Genomic DNA, 21,165 nt, shown 5'->3' with positions numbered 1-21,165 from the left:
TTTACTCCTCATTTCCATAGATGTCAGACTGTCCTGATGAATATTATAAACAACGAAACCACCTATACAGGTGGTTTCTGGTTTATTACTGAACCATTAAAATATTTTCAGCATCTTTTTTTCGGAGGCTGAGGGAATATCCCCTTAAACGAACTTCGATGGGATCCCCAAATGGCGCCGTTTTGTTAACTTCTATCTCTACACCTGGTGTTACACCCATATCCATAAGTTTACGTCGCATTAATCCTTCAACGGCGATCGAGCCAACGCAGGCTTTTTGGCCTGGTCTTAAATCTTTCAAAGTAAACATAAGCACACCTTCTATTCATATGGTTTAAATTCATAAATGGAATCTGCCAAAATTAGCTAATGATGACTGCGGTTGTTGAAAAACTCCCGTGCCAACCAATTGTTAATGATGACTTTCTTTTTTGTTAGTTTTATTATACTCTAATTGAAACTCATTGTCAATTAGAGACTAAAACTTTTTATGGCTTTAAGTTTTATTTAAACACATCAAAAAAGAAAGCTGAAATCTGCTTTCTTGAGATATACGTTTTGGCTTAAAGGATTTTTCAAATTGACTATAATTGTGCAGTGTGCGGGCGATCACGGATCGTCCCTACTTAATATCGGCGGAAAATACTGTACCGACCAATTGTTAATCTGTTGTTCGCCACAAGCTCGGACAGGCTATCGCCAGGTCTGCCTTGATGCGTACAACATGATGTAACAATGGTCGGTACGGGGTATCTTTTATTCGATCACGGTAGTATTTTTTTGAGATACTGGCCGGTGTAAGATTCAGGGACCTGGGCGATTTCTTCCGGGGTTCCAATGGCGATGATGGTGCCGCCGCCGTCGCCGCCTTCCGGACCCAGATCGATAATGTGGTCGGCCACCTTGATCATATCCAACTGGTGCTCGATAACAACTACCGTGCTGCCACTGTCAGCCAATCGCTGGATCACGGTAATCAGTTGATGGACATCGGCAATATGCAAACCGGTGGTCGGCTCGTCCAGTACATAGAGGGTTTTCCCGGTATTGCGTTTGCTTAATTCCGTCGCCAGTTTAACCCGTTGGGCTTCTCCCCCCGATAGCTGAGTTGAGGGCTGGCCCAGGCGCACATAACTGAGACCCACGTCGTATAAGGTTTGGAGCTTATCTTTGATTTTGGGAATATTGTTAAAAAATTCCAGGGCTTCTTCCACGGTCATCTCCAGTACATCGGCAATATTTTTGCCCTTGTATTTGACTTCCAGTGTTTCCCGATTATAGCGCTTGCCTCCACAGACCTCACAGGGAACATAGACATCTGGCAGAAAGTGCATTTCAATTTTGATGATCCCGTCGCCGCTGCATTTTTCGCAGCGACCACCCTTGACATTAAAACTAAACCGCCCCTTCTGATAACCTCTGGCTTTGGCTTCCGGGGTTTTGGCAAAAAGATCTCGCACCAGATCAAACACGCCGGTGTAGGTGGCCGGATTGGAGCGAGGGGTTCGGCCAATTGGAGACTGATCGATATCAATGACCTTGTCAATGAATTCGACACCCTGGATATGAGTATATTTCCCCGGTTTTCTCAAACTGCGGTAGAGCTTTTGAGAAATCCCTTTGTATAAAATTTCATTGATCAGGGTACTTTTCCCCGATCCGGAAACACCGGTCACACAGATAAATTTCCCCAGTGGGAAATCAACATCCAGATTTTTTAAATTATTTTCCCGGGCACCAATAATTTTAATCGTGTCGCCAGTGCCTTCCCGTCGCTTTTCCGGGATTGGGATAAACCGCCGACCACTGAAATACTGACCGGTAACAGACTCGGGAACTGCCATGATTTCTTCCAAACTGCCCTGAGCAACGATTTCGCCGCCGTGAACCCCGGGACCGGGGCCAATATCGACAATATAATCAGCGGCTTCCATGGTTTCTTCGTCATGTTCGACCACAATCAGCGAATTTCCCAAATCGGTTAACCGCCGCAATGTTTCTAAGAGTCTCTGATTATCCCGTTGATGCAGTCCGATACTGGGTTCGTCCAGGACATAGAGAACCCCCACCAGACCCGAGCCAATCTGGGTGGCCAAGCGGATCCGTTGGGACTCACCGCCAGACAAGGTGCCAGCGTTCCGGGATAGGGTTAAATATTCCAGCCCGACATTTTTTAGAAAATTCAGCCGGGCATTTATTTCTCTAAAAATCGACTCACCAATTAGCATTTCCCGCTCGGTCATTTTCAGATTTTTGAAAAAATCAATCAACAGGCCAATCGACATATCGGTGATTTCAATAATGTTGCGGTCATGAATGGTTACGGCCAGACTGCCAGGGTTTAGCCGCTTCCCGTGACAGGTAGGACAAGGTGTTTCTGACATATAGCGCTCAATTAGCGACCGCATCCGTTCGGAGGTGGTTTCCAGATAGCGCCGTTCCATATTTTTAATGAGCCCCTCAAAGGTTGAGCTATAGGTTCCCGAAAACTTGCCTTCATAGGCAATTTCTAACACCTCATCACTGCCGTATAAGAGGGCATGCAAAAATGCCTCACTGGCCTCTTCCAGCGGTGTCTCAATCGAAAACCGATGCTTTTCGGCCAGTGCCTTGATTAAATTATAATAGTATTTGGAATCACTTTTTAATCCAAAAAATTTGATCGCCCCACTCGAAATAGACAAGCTTTTATCGGGGATCAGTAAATCCGGATCGACTTCCTGATGAAAGCCCAGGCCATGGCAATCCGGACACATGCCAAAAGGATTATTAAAGGAAAAGGTGCGCGGTTCCAAGGCATCCATGGCAATGCCACAATCGGCACAGGCCAGTTTTTCACTGAAAAGCTCCTGTTCACCGCCGATCACATCACAAATGACCAGTCCACCGGAAAGTTTCAGGGCAATTTCTAATGAATCGGAGAGCCGTTTTCCGAGGTTATCCTTGGCGACCAGACGATCCACCACCACTTCGATGGTATGCTTCTTATTTTTATCCAGATTGATTTCGTCGGTGACTTCCATCGGCTCGCCATCGACAATGATCCGAACGAACCCTTCTTTTTTGATGTGATCAATGGTTTTTTTGTGCTGCCCCTTTTCCCGCCTAACAACTGGTGCCAGGATCTGGAATTTTGTTTTTTCCGGAAGGGTCATGATCCGATCAACAATCTGATCGACGGACTGGGATTCCACCACTTTTCCGCATTTGGGGCAATGGGGAATCCCAATCCGGGCGTAGAGCAACCGCAGATAATCATAAATCTCGGTAACTGTGCCAACGGTGGAGCGGGGATTACGATTGGTCGTTTTCTGGTCAATCGATATCGCCGGAGACAAACCGTCAATGCTCTCCACATTGGGTTTTTGAGACTGGCCCAAAAACTGCCGGGCATAGGAGGAGAGGGACTCCATGTAACGGCGCTGTCCTTCGGCGTAAATCGTATCAAAGGCCAGCGACGACTTCCCCGATCCGCTGAGCCCAGTAAAGACGACGAGCTGATCCCGGGGGATTTTTAGGTTTATGTTTTTTAAATTGTGCTCCTTAGCACCTTTTATTTCGATGTACTTCATGTTTCTCCTTATTTTTGTCACTTATCTTCGATAATTTTTAAGATGGTGGATTTCGTCTCTTAGTTTGGCAGCCCGTTCAAATTCTAGGGCTTCCGCAGCGGTCAGCATCTCCAGTTCCAACTCTTTAATTTTAACATCAATATCCACTGCTTCATCACCAATTACATAGGTATCCGACGCTTCAGCCACCTTGGTTGCCTCAATGATTGAATGGATATCTTTTTTAACGGAGCTGGGGGTAATGTGATGGGCTTCATTATGGGCCGTTTGAATGGCCCGGCGACGATTCGTTTCGCTAATCGCCCGATCCATGGAGGGGGTGATCTTATCGGCATACATAATGACATGACCTTCTAAGTTACGGGCGGCCCGACCAACGGTTTGAATCAGGGAGGTCTCTGATCTGAGGAAGCCTTCTTTATCGGCATCCAAAATCGCGACCAGACCAACTTCCGGTAAATCAAGCCCTTCCCGGAGCAGATTGATCCCCACCAGCACGTCAAAGGTGCCTAAGCGTAAATCCCTGAGAATTTTCATCCGCTCAATCGTATCCACATCTGAATGCAGATAATTCACCAGAATCCCATTTTCTTTCAGGTAATCAGTAAGATCCTCGGCCATTTTCTTCGTTAAGGTGGTGACCAATACCCGATTCCCCTTGTCGGTTGTTAGTTTTATTTCTCCCAACAGGTCGTCAATCTGACCGGCAACCGGGCGAACCGTTATCTCGGGATCAATCAGACCAGTGGGTCGAATGATTAGTTCAACCGTATTCTGACTGTGTTCTTTTTCATATTTGCTGGGCGTGGCGGTGGTGAAAACGATCTGATTAATCTTACTCTCGAATTCAGAAAAATTCAGCGGCCGGTTATCATAGGCCGAAGGCAGACGAAAACCATAGTCGACCAGATTGCTTTTTCGGGCCTTATCCCCGGCGTACATCCCGCCAATCTGGGGAATGGATACGTGCGATTCATCGGCAACGATTAGAAAGTCCTTGGGAAAATAGTCAATCAGGGTATAAGGCGGTGATCCCGGGGGCAATCCGTTAATGTAACGGGTGTAATTTTCAATGCCGTTGCAATACCCCATTTCCCGGAGCATTTCAATATCGTAATTCGTCCGCTGAAGAATTCGCTGGGCTTCTACTAAACGATTGTTACGTGTATATTCGTCATAGCGCAGCCGCAGTTCTTTCTGTATCCCCGAAATCGCCCGTTCCAGATTTTCTGGGGTGGTCGTGTGGTGAGAGGCCGGGAAAATCGAGACATGGTTGAGCTCCCCATATATCTCACCGGTTAAGGTATCAATCTCCGTAATGCGCTCAATTTCGTCACCGAAGAATTCCAGGCGGATGGCTTTGTTTGATGAGGCCGATGGAAAGATCTCCAGAATATCCCCTCTGACCCGAAAATTGTTCCGCTCAAAGGCGATATCGTTGCGGGTGAACTGGATTTCCACCAGTTTTCGGATGATCGTATCCCGATCTTTTTCCATCCCCGGACGCAAAGAAAGCATCATGTTTTCATAATCAAAGGGACTTCCCAGTCCATAAATACAGGATACACTGGCAACCACAATCACATCCCTTCGTTCAAACAGGGCGGCCGTGGCGGAGTGACGTAATTTATCTATTTCATCATTAATCGATGAATCTTTTTCAATAAACAGATCCGAATGAGGTACATAGGCTTCGGGCTGATAATAATCATAATAACTAACAAAATACTCCACTGCATTATCCGGAAAAAAACTCCGGAATTCATTGGTCAGTTGGGCCGCCAGGGTCTTATTATGGGCAATCACAAGCGTTGGTTTTTGGACCGCCTCGATAACCTTGGCCATGGTATAGGTTTTTCCTGACCCGGTTACCCCCAATAAGGTCTGATATCGCAAACCATCCTGGATCCCCTGCACTATTTTTTTTATAGCCGGTCCCTGATCGCCCTTGGGTTCGTATTCCGAGACAACCTTAAAAGCATGCTTCATTTCTTTCATCAGCACTCTCCAATCATTATGATGAACATTCGTTCTATTATTTTACCATAGCTTTTTTTTAATGGCAATCAATAATCCTTCTGATTTAATAAAATCTTAAATTTTTTATCGCATTGAAAAAGCATACCATCATGGCATGCTTGAAAAATTAATTGGTTACGCCTAGTACTTCCAGGGCTTTTTGAAGTTGGACATCTTCTTCGTCCGTGAAAATATTATTCATCATAAAATCAGTCGCCTCAATGACAATATTCGGTTCCAGTCCTTTTTCGTGAATATTATTGCCGTTAGGCGTGAAGTATTCAGAATTTGTTACCTTAAACCCGCCACCATCAGTGAGACTGATGACTTCCTGCACAATTCCTTTGCCGAATGTCTTGGTTCCCACTAATTGCGCCGCTCCCGTATCCTGCAGAGCACCAGCTAATATTTCTGCCGAGCTGGCGGTTCCTCCATCGACCAGGGCCACCATTGGTAAACTAAGCTGTTCTTCCCCATCGGAGGTGTAATCTGTCTTATTGCCTTTTTTGTCAACCGTATAAACAACCACGGTTTGCCCCAGAATACGGTCAGCGATTTCCACCGCTTCTTTTACCCCGCCACCGGGATTACTACGTAAATCAATGACCAGGCCGGTAATGTTTTGGGCCATCAGCTCATTAATCTGGGTTTCGAAATCGTCTGCTGTTTTATCGGTAAACTCGCTGATTTGAATATAACCTTTATCGCCGATCACCCGGGATCTCACGGTTACTGCTTCAATGGTTTTTCGCACCAATTCCATTTCAATGATTTCCTCACCTCTGGCAATGGTAATGTTCACCATACTATCCGCCGGACCCTTCACCTTTGCGACAACCGCATCTGCTCCAATGGTGCTGACATCCTCACCATCTACCTTAATAATCTTGTCACCGGTTTTAATCCCAGCGGCATCTGCCGGGGTACCTTTCTGAGGTGCAATCACATAGGTATAGCCCTGTTCGTCCTCTGCTACCACCACCCCAATGCCTTCATAGGAGCCAGTGGCCATTTCCATGTATTTACTGAATTCCTCAGAGGTATAATAAGTGCTATAGGGATCACCCAAACTCTCGAACATCCCTTTAATGGCGCCATCAATCAGGGTGGTGTTATTCACGTCCTGATAATATTCTGAGGCGATCTGTTCCTTAAGCACCAGAAGTTTTTTAATACCGGCCGCTGTTTCGTTGCTGTCGACAGTTATAATCATCTTATTCCCCAAGAGTACATTACTGGTTGTTGCTACTGCAAAGGTGATCATGTTTGTGATGATCAGCACCACTATTATCACGACAAGCTTTGTTTTATTTTGTTTATTTTCCATTGTCTTCACCTGTATTCTAAATTTTTTTGACTGCAAAAAGAACAGGAGAAAAGAATCATGATTCTTTTCTCCTGTTCTTTTGTTCTATTCTACAACGGTTCGCTTAAAAATATCCTAAAGGATCGACAAATGATCCTCCGGAAAGAACGCCAAAGTGTAAATGGGCACCGGTAGAATCCCCGGTTGAGCCGACGTAACCAACCACATCCCCTTTATTGACCGTTTGCCCTGATGATACAGCAAAGTCACTCATATGGGCATACATGGCTTGTAGGCCATTACCTAAATCCACAATCACACAGTTTCCATAACCGCCATTCCAGCCTGCTGAGATAACCGATCCGTTACCCATGGCCATAATTGGTGTTCCCGATGGCGCACCCATATCAACCCCATAATGGGTTCGATAATCGCCCCAGATTGGATGGAGTCGGGTACCGAAGTAATCATCATCATAGATCGGGTAATAACCCGGGCAGGGCCATTGATAGGTTCCGTTTGATGGCACAAAGCTTGAGCTTCCTCCCGTGGTTGAACCGCCGGAGGCGGCCGCCTGAGCGGCCATCATTTCCCGTACCTGAGCTTCGATACTCGCTGCATTGGCAGCCTCGGCAGCTACAATGGCCTGGTATTCAGCTACAATGGCCTGGTTTTGAGCGAGTAAACTATCTTTTTGAGCCTTAATTTCTTCTTGTTGCGCTAGTGCCGCTTCCTGCTCGGCCTTTTTAGAAATTGTCAACAGACGATCTGCTTCAATTTTTGCTTTTTTCTCATCGATAACTTTTTTTGTTTCTGCCAAAGCGTTTAGTGATCCCTTATCCGATTCAATAATGTAACGGGACATGTCAACCTTGGTAACAAAATCGGCAAAGTCATTGGAAGTAAATAAAAATTCAAGCATACTGCCATTTCCGTACATGTACATGGTACGCACACGCTCATTCATGGACTCTTCCTGCTCTTTTCGTTTGGCTTCGGCAATATCCAATTCCTGCTGTGTTTTGGCGATATTCGCTTCCAATGTCGCAATTTCAGCATTGATTGTATCAATGACACCGTTAATTCGACTCATTTCGTCGTTAGCTTTGCCAATTTCAGTCTCAATTCCGGCAATGGTATTTTGTGTCATATCGATTTGATATTGAGCTGCTGCCTGTTTTTCATTGCTTTCCGCCAGTTGTTCGGTCAGGGATGCTGCATTAACCGGTGATATTAGAATCCCCAGTGTGACAACTACACCCACAATGCCTGAAATAATTTGTTTTTTTGTCATCCGACAATCCTCCTGTTTTTGACCCAGTCTAATCATTTATACATCCAAGAATTTGCGAATCGCAAATATACTGCCCACTGCACCAATAAATCCTCCATAAATCAGGAAGAAAAACATCAGCTGTCCCATCACGGCGTCCGGAGGCGCCAGGGTGGCATCAACCGGTAGAAAAAGATTCCCGCCAACTAAACCTAATATATAATAGTAGGTAATTCGGATAATCAGGAATGCCACAATGGCTCCCATTAAACCAAGCAGGGTTCCTTCCAGAATAAAGGGTGCCCGTATATAGGCATTGGTAGCCCCCACATATTTCATAATTCCAATTTCCCGACGTCTTGCAAACACCGTTAATTTAATGGTATTGTAGATAATAAAAATAGAAATCATCGACAGTACCACCAGCACGACAAGACTCAAGGTGTTGGTAAATTTGTTAAAACTTACTAGTGCTTCTACATATTCCTGTCCATAGCGGACATATTCAACGCCGTTGCCGCTAAACGACATCGCCAGTTTTTGAACCTCGTCCATATCCTCCGGGTCGGTTACCCGAACAACAAAGGAGGCCGGCATCGGGTTGTTTTCAGAATTATAGCCACTGAGCAGTGGCGCATAATCTTCCAAACTAACCGTAAATTTTTCCAACGCTTCCTCAGCGCTTTCATAGGTAACACTTTCAATCAGATCACTTTTTTCAAGGGCCTGTTGAATCGTTTTTCCCTGAGTGTCGGTAAAGTCTGACTGTAGAAATATCTTGAGTTCCAGTTTTGATTCCACATCCTTGGTCACTTCCTGAACATTGATGGTTAAAATCAGAAAAATACCCAGAATAATTAAAGCAGCGATCACCGAAAGCACCGAAGCGGCACTCATCAGGTTGTTTCGCTCGATACTTTTAACCGTGTCTCGAACAACATTTTTAGGCATTGTTTTGATGCTACTAAACTTCATATCCATACCTGCCTGTCGCATCATCTACCTTAAGGACACCATCTTCCAATGTCAAAACCCGTTTTTTCATGGTATCCACAATTTCCCGGTCATGGGTTACAACCAGAATGGTCGTCCCTCTGCGGTTGATTTCTTCTAAAATACTGATAATTTCATACGATGTTTCCGGGTCAAGGTTCCCGGTGGGCTCATCGCAAATCAAAATAGATGGATTATTAATGATGGCCCGGGCGATGACCACTCTTTGTTGCTCACCCCCGGATAACTCATGGGGATAATGGTTCATTCGATGGGATAAGCCCACCATATCCAGAGCCAGGGGCACCCGTTTTTGGATCTGCTTCTCAGATTTTCCAATGATTTCCATGGCATAGGCCACATTTTCGTAGACACTTTTGTTTTCCAATAGACGAAAGTCCTGAAATACAATTCCCATTTTTCGTCTTAAAAAGGGAATTTCCTTTTTTGATAATTTTGACACATTAAAGTTATTAATATAGACCGATCCTTCGGTCGCTTCAATCTCTCTTAAGAGAAGTTTAATGAATGTGGATTTCCCCGCACCACTTCTACCCACAAGAAAGACGAACTCACCCTTATCAATAAAGAGACTCACATTTTTAAGGGCGTCGCTCTTATTTTTATCATAACCCTTGGTTACATTTTTAAATTCTATCATATTTTAAGCCACTCCTAAATTACTTATCATTTTAATCGCTTTGACGGGCCATTTTAACATGCATGGTCCTATTTTCTTCTTAAGTGTTTATTGATAAGTTAAGATAATTAATTAACTAGAGAATGTCCGAGACGTCTGGATATCAGTCAAGTTTTGAGCTTTTTTGACCTTCTGAGGAGTCTTCGTGTATCACTGAATTTATTTTAGCATACTTTTCAAATAATTTCATTAAAAAAATAAATTTTTTGTAACAAATGTATCTAAATTTATCTGTTTTCGTCTTTTTTATGATGTTATCCCGTCTTCCAATCGACCATTCATTTTTTTTTGCAAAATAAAAGAGAAAAGACTGTTAATTCACAAATCTTTTCTCCTTTTATTTTAATTGATTAAGATTTCTTTAGATATGGGGGTCGATTGGCGACCCATACAATCGTACTTCATAATGAAGATGCGCTCCGGTTGAATCTCCGGTACTGCCAACGGCACCAACGGTCTGACCGGCACTGACGGTTTCACCTGATGAGACATAAATTGCACTTAAATGGGCATAGACCGCCGATAAGCCATTACCGATATCCACGATGACACAGTTTCCGTAACCGCCGTTCCAACCAGCCGAGATCACCGTACCGTTACCAGCAACAGCTACCGGAGTACCTGAAGACGCACCAATATCAATACCGGCATGAAAACGAGTATCGCCCCAAATGGGATGGGTTCTCCAGCCAAATGGACTGGTGATCTCTCCATAACACGGCCAGACATAAGAGCTGGAATAAACCGGGGGTGCGGTTGAACCACCACCCGAGCTATCTCCGCCAGTGGAACCTTCGGAGCTTTCAGCGTCTCCACTGCTTTGGGCTTGGGCCGCCTGGGCCGCGGCTTGTTCGGCAGCAGCCCGCTGTTGTTCATAATAGGCTTGTAATTGACCTTCAATATCAGCAGAGGTTGCTGCTTCAGCCTCTTCAATGGCTTTATACTCGTTGAGGGCAGCTTGATTTTGGGCCAATAATTGATCTTTTTGAGCCAATATCTCTTCCTGCTGTGTCAAAACCACTTCCTGTTCCGTTTTCTTCTCAACGGTTTTTAATCGATCTGCCTCAATACCGAGTTTTTTCTCATCGATCACTTTTTTCGTTTCATCCAGAGCATTCAGGGAACCCTTGTCCGCACTCATGATGTAGCGGGACATATCTAATTTCGTAACAAAATCCGAGAAATCTGAAGCTGAGAAAATAAATTCCATGACGCTGCCGTTACCGTACATGTACATCGCCCGAACCCGATCGCTCATCGATTCTTCCTGCTCCAGCTTTTTGGCCTCAGCTATTTTCAGCTCTTCCTGCTTTTTAGCAATATTGACTTCAATGGCTGCGATTTCGGCATTGATTGTGCTAATCACCCCACTGATTCGATCAACCTCTTCATTAACCTTAGTAATTTCTTCTTCAATCCCATTAATGGTGTTTTGAGTCATGTCAACCTGATATCTTGCCGCTGCCTGTCGAGCATTGCTTTCTGCTAACTGCTCGGTTAATGAAGCCGCATTGACGGGTGCTGTTAAAAATGCCAAAACCATGGAACCCGTTACGATTCCTGCTATAATTCGATGTTTTTTCATTTTTCCCCTTTCCCACAATCTAAAATTGTGACCCTGTCTATTTGTTGTTACGTTTGCTTTAAATTTTTATTGTTTTTGTAACGGTTGTATTATACCATATTCATGTTTCAATTAAAACAAAAATAATAAAATAACTTGAAAATATTTTGTATAAAAGGAAGATAACTGCGACGTATTTTAGTATTCCAAAGAAAAAAGACATTCCAAAAATTAGGAGTGTCTTTTTTAATGCCTTTTTTATGGCTGTTTGAGACGAATTATTCGCATTGACGCGTATAAGCCTTATACTACCCTAAAAATAGAGACCTTAAAAAGCCGCTTTATAAATAGATATTACATCTTCTTTGGTTGGGCATTTGGGATTTCCACCGGTACAGATATCGGCCAGGGCCAGATCTGCCAATTCGCCAAAGTCCTCTTCTTTAACACCGATTTCTTTGAGTCCCGTCGGTATACCGATATCTTTGGACAGTTTTTTGATGGCATCAATGGCCATGATATTAATTTCTTTTGGCTCCCGACGGCTGGTGTCGACACCCATCGCCTGAGCCACGTCTTTTAACCGATCACCGACGGCATCGGCATTAAACGCCGTTACATAAGGAAGCAAAATGGCATTGCAAACACCATGAGGCAGATCATAGAAGCCGCCTAACTGGTGCGCCATGGAGTGAACGATTCCCAACCCCGCGTTGGAAAAGCCCAAACCGGTGACAAACTGACCATAGGCCATGACATCACGGGCATCCAGATCGTCGCCGTCTTCAACCGCTTGTCTTAAGCTGCCGGAAATGGCTTTGATGGCTTCTAAATTAAAGAGATCAGTAAATCGGGAGGCGCCGGCAGTGGTGTAGCCTTCGATCGCATGGGTTAAGGCATCCATACCAGTTGCTGCAGTTAATGATTTTGGCATTTTCAGCATTAAAACCGGGTCATTGACCGCGACAGTAGCCAAACAGTTAGGATCAACAATAACCATTTTCAGTTTACGCGCTTCGTCGGTGATGACATAGTTAATCGTCGCTTCACTGGCGGTGCCGGCGGTGGTGTTAATCGCCACAATCGGCAATGATTTATTAGCTGTTTTGCCAACGCCTTCGTAATCTCTGAGGTCCCCGGGGTTGGTTGCCAGAATAGCAATCCCCTTGGCGGTATCCTGAGGTGATCCGCCACCAACGCTCACTACAAAATCACATTCGTTGTCTTGTAGTGCTAAAAGACCGGCGTTTACATTGGCAACCGTTGGATTGGGTCTAACTTCTGAAAAAACAGTATAAGGAACTTTTGCTCCATCTAATACATCAAGTACGTCTTTTACAATACCGGCTTCTACAAGTACTTTATCGGTTACAACTAAAGCTTTTTTCACGTTCAGCCGTTTGATCTCAGGTGTAATCAGTTCAATTGCACCGGGTCCCATAATGACGACTGGTGGAAAATAATAGGTTTTTGCCATAAGAATACCTCCAAATTTTATTCGTTTACATGATTATATGCCATAGAAATGGCTGAATAAATGGAAATTTTCTCTTGTTTGAGATACATTATTGAAATGACTGGTAAGTGACATGGAATAAACCAAACACAACTAATAATAAACGGCTTTCAAGCAATTTGAAGCGCCCGTACCGATCAATTATTAATCTGCTTAATTTGTCTTTTATTTTTAAGAATTATATTATATGATTTTAGTAATTATTTGTAGAATTAAGCGTGTGAAAGAGGTAATTATGAAAAATATCAGTATCCTTGGGTCGACTGGTTCAATTGGAACCCAGGCTCTGGAAGTCGTTTCACAAAACAGTGACACTTTAAATATTGTCGGTTTAACCACCAACACCCGCATTGATCTGCTGGAAAAACAAATTGATAGCTATGCTCCCCGCCTGGTTTGTGTGATGGATGGAGATGCCGCACTGGTGCTGGAAAAACGGATGAAGCAAAAGGGCTCGGAGGTGGAAGTGGTCACCGGTTTAGAGGGGCTCATCGCGGTTTCAACGGCATCAGAAAACGCTCTGCTCCTCACTGCGGTTTCAGGAATGATTGGGCTTAAGCCGACTCTGGCCGCTATCAGTGCCGGCATTGATATTGCCCTGGCCAATAAGGAAACCCTGGTGGCTGGTGGTCAGATCGTCATCGATGCAGTGGCAGCAGCAGGGGTTTCACTACTACCGGTAGACAGTGAACACAGTGCCATCTTTCAATGTCTGATGGGAAACAAGCATGAAGAAATAAACCGGGTCATCATCACGGCTTCCGGTGGGCCTTTCCGGGGCCAAACACAGGAACAACTGCGATCCGTTACCTTAGCCCAGGCTCTGAAACACCCTAACTGGTCGATGGGCAAAAAAATTACCATTGATTCAGCGACCCTGATGAATAAGGGTTTGGAAGTCATTGAAGCCAAATGGCTATTTAATCTGAAAAATGATCAAATTGATGTGGTGGTGCATCCCCAGAGTATCATTCATTCGATGGTGGAGTTCATCGACCATTCCACCATCGCCCAATTGGGAATGCCGGACATGGCGCTGCCGATTCAAATCGCCTTTTTCTATCCGGATCGGATCGCTAATAACCGCCAGGCTCTGGATTTTGGAAAGGTTAGGGAACTTAGTTTTGAAGCGCCGGATCTGATTACTTTCCCCTGTTTACAACTGGCCTACGACGCCCTTGATATTGGCGGAACCATGGCTTGCGCCCTCAATGCAGCCAATGAGATATCGGTGGCCCGATTTTTAAATCAGGAGATTGCTTTTTTAGATATTCCCCGGATTAACCGACTGGTGATGGAAAAACATTCGGTCATTTCAAATCCAGACCTTGATGATGTGCTGGCTGTGGATGCCTGGGCCCGAGCAGTGGCAAAACGAATCTAACGAAGTCAGGCTTTAATGCGTTACTGTTTTTTATTCTTCTCATAATCAAAAAAAGACAACCGTATCTCGCGCCGCGTTTTACGGTTGTCTTTTTTTACATAGCGATGTTACACCGTCTGCTTGACTTCATCGCTTTTTTTACTATACATCCCAACCAGTACCATTGAAACCACACTACCAACAATTAAGGTTGCCGCGGCAATTTGCCAGTCCGCCCGGGTCGCCGTTAAATTCAGGGTTTCACGTGTGAATTTCAGTACATAAGGTGAGATAAATTGTCCAATCCCGGTTGCACTGACATAAATAGAGATCGCAACCGCTGCGTATTTCGGCTTTGCCGCGCTTTTTGCAACCGCAATTGTAATGGCCGGATTAAAGGTACCAAAACCCATCCCAAAAATGACTGCGCCAACAATCAGCATTGTCATACTGTTTGCAAATATTAACACGACAAATGCCAGACCCACTGTTAAGACAGCAAATGGAACCGTGAATTGTTTTAGTAGTTTTGCGGTATTTCCAAACAAAAGTCCCAATACAAAGGCAGCACCCGTAAAGACCGTTAAGACGGTGGCCGCTTGGGCTGCGTTACCAAGCCCATCAGCCTGGATAACCATGGCAATATTGGTCATAAAACTGAATTGAACAATATTTACCAATAAACAGACGAGCGCCAAAATAAACGAAATTGATGTCACTTTCTTTTCTTTTATGCCGGATTCAGGCGTTTTTTCTGGTTTCTTAACACCCGTATCCGGTAATTTAAACCAGATTAGTAGGGCAATCGGGATGATGAGTAGAAAACCCAGAAAAGAATAGCGCCAGTTATAGGCTGCCAGGATTCCGCCCATCATCTGGAACACGACACCTGCCGCCGCCCCAACGGCACTTCTGAAGCCCATCAGTTTGTTCTGCTGCTGTCCAGTAAAGAGGTCTGCGACAACTGCCGATGCCATCGGGAAGACTAATCCATATCCAGCACCGAAGACAAATCGCATCACGATCATAAATTGTAGATCGCCAACAAAGGCAGATGGAATCCCACCGACGAACATCAGGATCATAGCAATAGAGATAATCTTTTTGATGCTGATGTACTGGGTTAGTTTACCAGCGACCAATGCGAAGACCACCATCATCAGAGAAGGAATTGTGGATAATAACTTAATGGTCTCTGGGGCCGCATCTGGAAACGCTTTTGCGATTTCACCCAGGGCTGGAGTCGTCATGCTGGTTGTGTACATCAACAAGGCAACCGACAAGGCCGCTATCTGAACCCACACACTACTGTTTTTTTGTTCGCTCATTTGTTCACTCATTTTTTCACTCCTTTAAAAATAGTTTTTTGACTGGTTGTACAATACGATTTGGACCGCCTTTCAAATATTAATCGCGTTTGGTTTGTTGAGATTATATTACCATCATCTGATTTATTTGTCACTCATTTTATTCACAATTTTTGTTATTTATTTTGTTTTACTATAATTAAGACTTTATTCGCTTGATGTAATCCATTATTATCGTATTTTTTTATCTATTATCTTTTTAAACGTTAGCATAACAAAGAGATTATCCTTGTTTAAACTATTATTAATCATATTTATTGTTGTCCGTTCATACGCGCCGACAAAGAAACTGACACACGTAGTGCGATCTGAGCATTTCTGATTTTGACATTAAAAAAAGATCAATACAATTGCCGTTTTTAGCAATCAAACTGATCTTTTTACCATCATTCCCTATTTAATTACGGTATTGAAGCTATTATGCTGCAACTACCACTGTAAAGTTTTTTTCAACCCTAAGGTTAATTGCACCGATCATTCCCCGCGACTCTTTTATACACTGGTCAATGAAATCATTATCAAATCGCAGGCTCTGAAACAGCAAACGAATTTCCAACTCGGCCAGATATTCGCTGCTGCAATCCAGATACCCACCCCCCCAGGAGACGTGGAGCCCATGAACCACGGCCAAGTTTGCAAGGGCTAATGCCTTCACTTCCAGCCGATCAAGTCCCAGTTTGTAAGACCGGTTGATGTTTTCGACAAATCCAACCGAGGCACTTTCTGTTTTCATCAATATATTAGTATCGCACAATTCATGATAAAATTGATTCAAATGGCGATTTAAGCGACAGTTACGATTCTGAACCCGATATTCGATTGCCGTTTTTATCACCGCATTACAACCGGGATACTTTTCATCGATGGCTTTTTGCGTTTTGACTTTATTCGCCACCATGTATTCATTATAAACCTCAAGTGCCAGATTATTTTTGTTATTAAAATAATAGGCCACCATCGCCTTATTTGTTCCCGACGCTTTGGCAATATCTGCTAAAGTTGTTTTAACAAACCCATACTCATAGAATAATTGTTTTGCTGTTACATAAATTTTATGCTTAGTTTCCAGCCCAGTCTTGTAGTTAGCCAAATCTTTTTCCTCGCTCTCCAATTGTTAACTTATTTTAGCATAAAAACAGATTTTGCCCAACCCTGATTCCAGCAAAACTGCTATCTTTATTTTTTTATTATTTCTTAAGCCCGACAATATCGCTTTACTAGAAAAAAGCAATCTGATTTGACGCCGGCAACTGATTTAAGCACCCCTGTTTTTCCAGCGTTTCAATGACCGATTTGCTGATCTTGGTGCGGTTCTGCAAGTCTTCCCGGGACATGTAGGGGCGAAGTTGAGCTTCTTCATAAATGCGCTGGGCGGCCTTGTCGCCAATCCCTTCCAGGGCGTTGAGTGGTGGCAGCAACGTATCGCCAATGATCCGAAACTGGCTAAAATGGGACTCGTAGACATCGACATTTTTAAAGCTGTAGCCGCGGCACATCATTTCATGGGCAATCTCCAGCACCGTTAAGAGTGACTTTTCTTTGTTGGAGGCCTTCGTCCCCAGTTCTTTAATCTGATTCATCCGATCCACAATCACACCTTTTCCCTGACTGGTGAGCTGAGCATCAAACTCACTGGCCCGGACTGAAAAGTAGGTGGCATAATAGGCCAGCGGGTAATAAACCTTGTACCAGGCAATCCGAAAAGCCATTGTAACATAAGCGGCTGCATGAGCCTTGGGAAACATGTACTTGATTTTTTTACAAGAATCAATATACCACCCCGGCACCTTGTTCTTTTTCATGTCATCTTCCCATTCTGGCTTTAGTCCCTTCCCTTTACGCACCGCTTCCATAATCGTAAAGGCGGTTTTGGCTTCTAACCCGGCATAAATCAGATAAATCATAATATCATCGCGGGTACAAATGGCCTCTTTGATGGTAGCCTTCTTATCCCTTATCAAGTCCTGAGCGTTATTTAACCACACATCGGTTCCATGGGATAATCCGGAAATCCGGATCAGATCAGAAAAGGCTGTCGGTTTGGTGTCTAAAAGCATTTCCCGAACAAAACTGGTCCCAAATTCAGGAATCCCACAAACCCCCAATGGTGACTCAAAATCATTATCTTTTAAATCCAGAGCTTTGGTGGAGGTGAATAAGCTCATCGTTCTTTCGTCGTCCAGAGGAATCCCAACCGGATCGATGCCGGTAAAATCCTTAAGCATTTTGAGCATGGTGGGATCATCATGACCCAGAATATCTAGCTTTAGCAAACGGCCACTGATCGACTCGTAGGCAAAATGGGTGGTGACGGTATCGCTTTCGGTATCATCTGCCGGACGCTGTACTGGGCAGAAATCATAGATATCCTTATAGGTTGGCACGACCATAATCCCCCCGGGGTGTTGACCCGTGGTTTTTTTGACTCCCGCACAGCACGAAATCACCCGTTCCAGTTCAGCTCGGGTCGCTTTGATTTCTTTTTCGTCATAGTAGTTTTTGACAAACCCAAAGGCGGTCTTTTCAGCAATGGTGGAAATCGTTCCGGCCCGAAAAACCTTGCCCTTGCCAAAGAGTACCTCAGTATAGCGATGCGCTTCAGCCTGGTTCTCGCCGGAAAAATTAAGGTCGATATCGGGTTCTTTATCACCTTCAAAGCCCAAGAAGGTTTCAAAGGGAATATCGAAGCCATCTTTATCAAGCTTGGCACCACAATGGGGACAATTGGCGTCTTTTAAATCCGGTCCCACCCCAACCTCGGTGCTGTTGAAAAACTCGGAATGTTTACAACTGGGGCAACGGTAGTGAGGGGCTAGCGGATTCACCTCCGTAATTCCGCACAGGGTGGCCACAAAAGAAGACCCCACCGAACCCCGGGAGCCCACCAGATAGCCGTCTTCCATGGAATGGTAAACCAGCTTCTGGGCAATCAGATAAAGAACCGAGTAGCCGTTTCCGATGATCGAATCCAATTCTTTTTTAATCCGTTTTTCGACCAGTTCAGGCAGCGGTTGACCAAAAAGCTCTCTGGCCCGACCTTCCACCATTTCACGGATTTCTTCGTCGGACCCTTCAATGACTGGCGGATAGGTGCCATCAGGAATCGGCAGTACTTCTTCAATCATCGTACCAATTATGCGGGGATTATCAATCACTACTTCGCGGGCGGTTTTCTCATCCAGGTAGTCAAATTCATTAAGCATTTCCTGGGTGGTCCGATAATAAAGCGGCGGCTGTTTGCTGGCATCCTTGAAACCTTGACCGGTCATCAAAATTTCCCGGTAAAGGGAATCTTCCTGATTGACAAAATGGACGTCGCCCGTCGCCACTACCGGCTTATTCAAACTTTTGCCAAGCTCAATAATCCGCAGATTAATTTTTTTTAAAGCCTCCGAATCCGGCACACTGTTATTGTCAATCAGGTACTGATTGTTTCCCAGCGGTTGGATTTCCAGATAGTCATAAAAGCTGGCGATCTGCTGAATTTCATCCTGCGACTTGTTATGAACCAGGGCTGAATACAATTCTCCCGCTTCGCAGGCCGAGCCCAACAAGAGGTTTTCGCGGTTTTCCGCCAGTAAAGACTTAGGAATACGCGGTTTTTTATAAAAATAATTCAGATGTGATTCGGAAACGAGGCGATACAAATCCTTGATTCCTGCCTGATTTTTGGCATAAATAATAATATGATTTGTGGCATTAAGGCGAATACTTCGTTCCCGACTGGACAGGGTGTTAAGGGTCTGGATCGAGGTACAACCTTTTTTCTCAGCCAGATCCAGAAGCTTGACAAACACCTTGGCCGAGGCGGCGGCGTCATCAAGGGCCCGGTGATGATTTTGAATCGCAATTTTAAAATAAGAGCAAAGTTTTTTTAAGTTATGCCGGGTAATCTGGGTTAGCAGACACCGGGACATCGCCAGGGTATCAACGGCCGTATTTTCGCGGTTGATGCCGTGGTCGGCTAAAGCTTTGTTTAAAAAGCTCATATCAAAAGCAGCATTGTGGGCCACCAGAATGGTCTCGCCAGCAAACTCCAGAAACTGCTCCAACGCCTCCCGCTCTTCCATCCCATCAGCCACCATTTGATTGGTAATATTGGTCAGATTAGTAATGAATGCCGGTATTTCACAATGGGGATTCACCAACGTCGAAAAGCTATTGACAATTTGTTTATTCTTAATCCGCACCGCAGCAATTTCAATAATCTTGTGGTTTCCCGGCACCAGACCGGTCGTTTCTAAATCAAAAAAAGTAAATTCGCCGCAGAAATCCTGATCCTGATCGCCATAAACCATGTTTAGCTGATCTTCAACCAGATAACCTTCGACCCCATAGAGCACCTTGATTTTTTTCTTTCGTCCCAGTTCCATCATTTCCGGATAAGCCTGTAGCACTCCGTGATCAGTAATGCCAATGATGTCATGTCCAAAATTAGAAGCCTGCTTCATAATCTGCTCGACCTTACTGACCGCATCCATGGCACTGAATTGACTATGTAGATGAAGCTCCACCCGCTTGACCGGGGCATCATCGGTTTTAATGGTTTCTTTGGAAAGGTTGATATTGCGGGGATAAAACATCATTTCCTGAGAATATTCGTCATAATTAATCTTACCTTCAACCAGATACCAACCGCCTTCTTTAATGCCGGCAATGACTTCTTCTTTGTCGGTAAAGATTTTACAGGTGATACTGTTGGTATTGTCGGTAATATTAAAGGTCAGCAGGGTCTTATTGTTTTTTAGCGGCCGCGTATTGACCCCAAAAACCCAGCCCTTAATAACCAGACTTTTACCTTCGGATTCGCCATTGATATTAAAATCGACATTTTTAAGCCATTCCCAGGTATGGGTTATCTTTTTTCCGGTGACCACATCCCCCGGTTTTTCAGCCTTGGGAAGCTTGGCCTGGTTGGAGCCATTCGCTGATCCACTTGAACTGGGACTAACCGGCTTAATGGCAGCCAATCGTTTTTCCAGATCCTGCTGACTTTTTTGGGCCACTGAATCATCATCGGTGAAACGCACCACCAATTCGGCTTCCAGACCATAGTGTTCGGCGATTAATCGCTTGAAACGACTGGAAAAAATCGCCAGTGCTTCGCCATCCAGTTCACCAGTGGATCGTCCCCTGACATAAAAGGTATTGCCTTCGGCAATCAAGGTATTAATAAGTAGGATGTTGGTAATCTTTTGATTGATCCCCACCAGTAGCTGACAGACCCCTTTGCTATCGGTGGCCAACAGATGCTTACCATCCTGATATTTAAGGGGTGCAACCTCAACTTGCAAGGCTTTTGCATAATCAAAAATTTCCTGCATTGCGGTTTTTATAAATTCGGTATCGGTTTGTTTTTTAGGACTTGAAAATTTAAAAATCAATTCCTCTTTAGCGGAATTGATTTTTATACTATCGGTGATCAGATGATAGTCTGCTATTATTTTCTTAAATCGTTCTTGTCGTCGGGTTAAAATACTCAAAGATCTCGC

13 protein-coding genes are annotated in these 21,165 nt (G+C 44.3%); 1 reads left to right on the top strand and 12 read right to left on the bottom strand.

Annotated elements, in window-relative coordinates:
• Positions 1-85: 85 nt before the first annotated feature.
• From U2P91_RS07425 to U2P91_RS07385, 9 genes are all read right to left on the bottom strand, one after another.
• Positions 86-310, bottom strand: coding sequence for a FeoA family protein (locus tag U2P91_RS07425; RefSeq protein ID WP_111887673.1), 225 nt, complete (start codon positions 308-310; stop codon positions 86-88).
• A gap of 454 nt (positions 311-764) precedes the next feature.
• Positions 765-3,572: an excinuclease ABC subunit UvrA gene (gene uvrA, locus U2P91_RS07420; protein ID WP_322519337.1), complete on the bottom strand. Its 2,808-nt coding sequence runs from the start codon at positions 3,570-3,572 to the stop codon at positions 765-767.
• A 21-nt stretch (positions 3,573-3,593) separates the two neighbouring features.
• Positions 3,594-5,570: an excinuclease ABC subunit UvrB gene (gene uvrB / locus U2P91_RS07415; protein WP_305781830.1), complete on the bottom strand. Its 1,977-nt coding sequence runs from the start codon at positions 5,568-5,570 to the stop codon at positions 3,594-3,596.
• Between the two features lie 148 nt (positions 5,571-5,718).
• Complete coding sequence (locus U2P91_RS07410; RefSeq protein ID WP_322519336.1) at positions 5,719-6,918, bottom strand: S41 family peptidase; 1,200 nt, start codon at positions 6,916-6,918, stop codon at positions 5,719-5,721.
• A gap of 103 nt (positions 6,919-7,021) precedes the next feature.
• Positions 7,022-8,191, bottom strand: a complete 1,170-nt coding sequence (locus U2P91_RS07405; protein WP_322519335.1) for a murein hydrolase activator EnvC family protein — start codon at positions 8,189-8,191, stop codon at positions 7,022-7,024.
• Positions 8,192-8,227: 36 nt separating this feature from the next.
• Complete coding sequence (gene ftsX, locus U2P91_RS07400; protein WP_111887677.1) at positions 8,228-9,145, bottom strand: permease-like cell division protein FtsX; 918 nt, start codon at positions 9,143-9,145, stop codon at positions 8,228-8,230.
• Complete coding sequence (gene ftsE, locus U2P91_RS07395) at positions 9,135-9,824, bottom strand: cell division ATP-binding protein FtsE (RefSeq protein WP_111887678.1); 690 nt, start codon at positions 9,822-9,824, stop codon at positions 9,135-9,137. Before ftsE ends, ftsX begins: the two co-directional genes overlap by 11 nt.
• Before the next feature lie 400 nt (positions 9,825-10,224).
• Entirely contained in the window at positions 10,225-11,448 is a 1,224-nt protein-coding gene (locus U2P91_RS07390; RefSeq protein ID WP_322519334.1) for a murein hydrolase activator EnvC family protein, read from the bottom strand.
• A gap of 307 nt (positions 11,449-11,755) precedes the next feature.
• The gene (locus U2P91_RS07385; protein ID WP_322519333.1) at positions 11,756-12,904 is read right to left on the bottom strand and encodes an iron-containing alcohol dehydrogenase; all 1,149 of its coding nucleotides are present in this window, start codon (positions 12,902-12,904) and stop codon (positions 11,756-11,758) included.
• A gap of 271 nt (positions 12,905-13,175) precedes the next feature.
• Here U2P91_RS07385 and U2P91_RS07380 point away from each other — a divergent pair, with 271 nt between their 5' ends.
• Complete coding sequence (locus U2P91_RS07380) at positions 13,176-14,327, top strand: 1-deoxy-D-xylulose-5-phosphate reductoisomerase (RefSeq protein ID WP_322519371.1); 1,152 nt, start codon at positions 13,176-13,178, stop codon at positions 14,325-14,327.
• Positions 14,328-14,434: 107 nt separating this feature from the next.
• On the opposite strand, the gene U2P91_RS07375 is transcribed toward U2P91_RS07380, so the two are convergent.
• The 3 genes from U2P91_RS07375 to U2P91_RS07365 form a co-directional block, all read right to left on the bottom strand.
• A complete protein-coding gene (locus tag U2P91_RS07375) occupies positions 14,435-15,646 on the bottom strand; it encodes an MFS transporter (RefSeq protein WP_322519332.1) in 1,212 nt (403 codons plus the stop codon).
• A gap of 445 nt (positions 15,647-16,091) precedes the next feature.
• Positions 16,092-16,763, bottom strand: coding sequence for a TetR/AcrR family transcriptional regulator (locus tag U2P91_RS07370; RefSeq protein ID WP_111887682.1), 672 nt, complete (start codon positions 16,761-16,763; stop codon positions 16,092-16,094).
• A 127-nt stretch (positions 16,764-16,890) separates the two neighbouring features.
• Positions 16,891-21,156 (bottom strand): PolC-type DNA polymerase III, encoded by a 4,266-nt coding sequence (locus U2P91_RS07365; RefSeq protein ID WP_322519331.1) that lies wholly within the window; start codon positions 21,154-21,156, stop codon positions 16,891-16,893.
• Positions 21,157-21,165: the final 9 nt, after the last annotated feature.

It is taken from the genome of Acetobacterium sp. K1/6 (genome assembly GCF_034438075.1).
GTDB classification, from domain to species: domain Bacteria; phylum Bacillota; class Clostridia; order Eubacteriales; family Eubacteriaceae; genus Acetobacterium; species Acetobacterium carbinolicum.
The sequence above is the reverse complement of the archived record's forward strand: the minus strand, read 5'-3'. Positions and strand labels throughout refer to the sequence as shown.